Genomic DNA, 3,558 nt, shown 5'->3' on the forward strand with positions numbered 1-3,558 from the left:
GAGCAGGCTTTTCCGGTGCTTTACCGGCATTACGCGCTGCGCGAAGGCTCAGGCGGCGCCGGCAAACATCGCGGCGGCTTCGGTCTCGCCTATGAGGTCGAGATCCTGCGCGGCGAGGCCCGCGCATCCTTCGTCATGGACCACGGCCGCTTCGGCCCGCAGGGCGCGCTCGGCGGCAAGGACGGCGCACCGAACAGCGTGACCGTGTTCCGGGGCAGCGAAGCGCATGTGCCGCCGCATCTTTCCAAGGAACAGGACATCGCGCTCAAGGCCGGCGACCGCGTGCGCGTCGGCACGCCGGGCGGCGGCGGCTATGGCGATCCACGCGAGCGCGACACGAGGCTGGTCGCGGAGGATGTCCGGCTCGGCTACTACACACCTGAGCAGGCGCGGGAGATGTTCGGATTCGCGCCCGCCGATATACCGTCATAGCTAATCTTTAAGCGCCTGATCAATCGTATCTTAATTCGAGGACGGTAGGTGTACTCCCGACACGATCGGGAGAGGATCATGAGCGTCGCGGAGCAAATGGAGGCCAGCACCCAGGCCAGCTCCAACGCTGTTCCGCCCGGCGGCCTCGCAGTTGTCTCCCGCATTCTGCTGCTGTTTTGTCTTTGCTACATCGCCAGCGCGATGCTGATTTGGCCAACGATCTTCATCGCTATGGCCAACGCCTATCTTTCGACGCTCGTCTTGACCGGCTGGATGGTCGCCCTCGCCATCGCCATTCCAGCTGGGGTGATGGCCTCTCCCCAACAGCCACTTCATGGCATCATCGGCTTCCTCCGCTCGCGGGGTCGGCAAGCGGCGCTCGTCGTCGGCGTCTTCGTGTTGGGTCTCTCCGCCTTCACCACCTACAAGCTGAACATCCCCAATGTCGTGCCCTTCTACGGCGACAGGGCGGTGGCCGATATCGACGAATTCCTGCATGGCATCGCGCCCTGGCGGATTGCCCATTCGATCGATGCAGCGACGCTGTCCTGGCTGGTCGAGAAAACCTACAGCCAGCTATGGTTCCTCGAGTGGTTCGCGTTGGCGTTCCTTGCCGCCTTCCATGCCAGACAGCCGGTCCATCTCCGTTACCTTGTGGCGCTGGCGCTGACGACGGTGGTGATCGGCACGATCCTGGCGACGTTGCTGTCTTCCGTCGGCCCGATCTTTTATGACCGCTTCGTCGGCGGCAGCCGCTTCACCGATCTCCACGAGGCGCTTCGGCTCTATCCCTACAGCCAGCACATGACGCTGTTCTCCGATTACCTGCTAAAGAGCTACACCGAGCGAACGGCCGACTTCGGCACAGGGATATCGGCAATGCCCAGCATGCATGTGGCCGTTGCGACGTTGAATGCCTTCTACGTCACACGGCTCAATCGCGGATTCGGGGCAGCGGCATGGGCGTTTGCCGCGCTGATCCTATTCGGCTCCGTCTATACGGGCTGGCACTACGCGATAGACGGCTATGTCTCGATAGCGCTGGTCGCCACGATCTGGCGGTGGTCGGCCCGCATTTCCGAAAACACGGCTAAAGCGCGTCGCGCTGAAAGGGTTTCGCCGTAAGCGTGGCAAAGGTCCGAACCCATCCGATCAGGCCAGCTTCGCCAACAGCCGCAGGAACGTCGCGGCCTCCTTGGCGGTCAGCGGCGCCAGCGTTTCCTCTGTAATTCTGCGGGCAAGCGGGATCAGCCGCTCAATGGCCTCGCGGCCTTCCGGCGTCAGATTGACCAGCAGCCGCCTCTTGTCGACCTCATGCTTGGAGACCTCGACCAGCCCGCGCGCCTTCAGCCGGTCGATGACGCCCTTCACGGTGGCGGCGTCCATGGCGATCAGCGTTCCCAGCTGGTTCTGGGAGGTCTCGCCGATGTCGTAGAGCTTGGCCAGAGCGGCGAATTGCGGCGGCGTCAGGTCGCTGATATGCGAGGCGAAGATCGACACATGGCGCTGATGCGCCTTGCGCAGGATGAAGCCGACCTGATCCTGCAGATGGTAGTTGTTCTCGTCGCCGTCCTCGGCCTCGACCAGCCGCAGCAGATTGTCCTCGCCGCTCATCTGAGGCCATCCCATGCCTTGATGTCCTCGGCCGCCAGCCCGCCCATGCGGTTATGGACGCGCGGGCCGCAGGTCATGGCGAGGCAGAACAGGATCTCGTCGGGGCGCGGGCCGTCGCTGATGCCGACCTCCATGGCGTCGAAATGGCTGCGCACATAGGCGGCGTTGATGTGGCCGAGCGGCACGTCGAGGCGCGAGCCGAAAGCGCCGACCTTCTTGGCCGACGGCACGATCGCCTTGGCGTCGCCGAGCCGCTCGCGCATGGAGTAGCCGCCCGGCACATGCCAGAGCGCGCCGTGCTCCAGCTCTCCTGCCGTGCCGACGATGGCGCCCTTGCCGTAACCGTCGATCTTCTTCACGTCGCCGCCGAGCGCCGCGATCAGCCTGTCTGAAAGCAGGAGGCCCAGCGGCTTCAGGTCCTCCATCGCGCCCTGCAGCTCTTCCACATAGCGCCCGGCGAAAGGGTTCTTGACCACTGCGAGAGCCGCCGCGCGAAGGCGCGGCTGTTGGGCGACGGGGCCGCCGTCGTGGAAAATCTCCTCGGTCAGCACCGCGACCTTGCGGATCGGAAACTCAGGCATCGGCAAATTCCTCCTGTGCATGCTTGTTGGGCGCGGCGAGCGCTATCGCGCCGCTGATGCGGGCCTCCCCCGCCAGAAACAGCGCCGAGGCGGCGACCAGGCCGCGCCGGCGAAAATCTTCGGCGACGGCGAGGCCCTTGTCCAGCGCCTGGGCAATGTCGCCCGGCGAAAGCGCGCCGACGCTCTGCGTCACCAGTTGCTCTCCAAGATCGCTGTCGGGCGCCAGGTCGCGCGCCGGAACGCGCGCGATGGCAGGGTGACCGGGCAGGTCGACGGCGTTGGCAATCAGCGTCGCCGCCGCATCCGCCTCGGCGCCGGTCGGAGCGAGAACGGTGACGGCATCGGCGATGCCGAACGAAAACGAGCGGCCGCGCCAGCCGCTGGTGGCAACACCGCGCACGCCATCCTCGGCGCGGATGCCGACGCGATCGGCCATGCCATTGCCGGTGCCGGCAATCGCCACCGTCATCGACTGGTCCCTGCCGAGATAGAGGGCGCAATCGCCGCCATTGTTGACATAAGCGCGGTCGAGCCGGCGGCCGGCGAGCATTGCGGCAAGAATTTCGTCGGCTACTGAACCGGCAACGGCGGCCATCGGGGTGATGAAGCATTCCGCCAATGGCATGACGGCTGCTTCCATGCGGCGCGCCGTCGGGCCGGCGAAATCGCGCGGCGCCAGGAAGAAGGCTGGCAGGCGCAACTCGGGCAGCTCCTCGACCAGTTCGATCAGGATCATCTGGAAGCGCGTGACCGCCTGCTGGTAGGCGGCGCGACGTTCGTCGTCAGAACCGAAGGCCTCGACGATGAGATCGATCGGCCCATGGTTGAGATGGAGCCGCCGGCCGTCGGCAAGCCAATGCGCCTGCGGGCCGTTCATCAGCCGGCACCGTTCGCCGCCGCGCGCCGCAGCTGCGCCAGGGGCGGCCAGGGG

Annotated in this window: 5 protein-coding genes; 2 read left to right on the top strand and 3 right to left on the bottom strand. The window is 65.8% G+C overall.

The window, feature by feature from the left end:
• Together EOA27_RS27745 and EOA27_RS27750 are read left to right on the top strand one after the other, a co-directional pair.
• On the top strand, positions 1 to 432 hold a 432-nt coding region (locus EOA27_RS27745), incomplete at its 5' end, for a hydantoinase B/oxoprolinase family protein (RefSeq protein WP_189562131.1).
• 78 nt (positions 433 to 510) lie between these two features.
• Positions 511 to 1,557, top strand: coding sequence for a phosphatase PAP2 family protein (locus EOA27_RS27750; protein ID WP_126079967.1), 1,047 nt, complete (start codon positions 511 to 513; stop codon positions 1,555 to 1,557).
• Between the two features lie 27 nt (positions 1,558 to 1,584).
• On the opposite strand, the gene EOA27_RS27755 is transcribed toward EOA27_RS27750, so the two are convergent.
• Genes EOA27_RS27755 through EOA27_RS27765 form a run of 3 tightly spaced genes read right to left on the bottom strand, consistent with a single transcriptional unit; the run spans position 1,585 to position 3,504 of the window.
• On the bottom strand, positions 1,585 to 2,046 hold the full coding sequence (locus EOA27_RS27755) for a MarR family transcriptional regulator (RefSeq protein ID WP_126079968.1): 462 nt from the start codon (positions 2,044 to 2,046) through the stop codon (positions 1,585 to 1,587).
• On the bottom strand, positions 2,043 to 2,627 hold the full coding sequence (locus tag EOA27_RS27760; RefSeq protein ID WP_126079969.1) for an amino acid synthesis family protein: 585 nt from the start codon (positions 2,625 to 2,627) through the stop codon (positions 2,043 to 2,045). Before EOA27_RS27760 ends, EOA27_RS27755 begins: the two co-directional genes overlap by 4 nt.
• On the bottom strand, positions 2,620 to 3,504 hold the full coding sequence (locus EOA27_RS27765) for a UPF0280 family protein (RefSeq protein ID WP_127257752.1): 885 nt from the start codon (positions 3,502 to 3,504) through the stop codon (positions 2,620 to 2,622). The genes EOA27_RS27760 and EOA27_RS27765 overlap by 8 nt, the downstream gene beginning before the upstream one ends.
• Between the last annotated feature and the right edge of the window lie 54 nt (positions 3,505 to 3,558).

The organism is Mesorhizobium sp. M2A.F.Ca.ET.037.01.1.1 (assembly GCF_003998075.1).
In the GTDB taxonomy this organism is placed as follows: Bacteria; Pseudomonadota; Alphaproteobacteria; order Rhizobiales; family Rhizobiaceae; genus Mesorhizobium.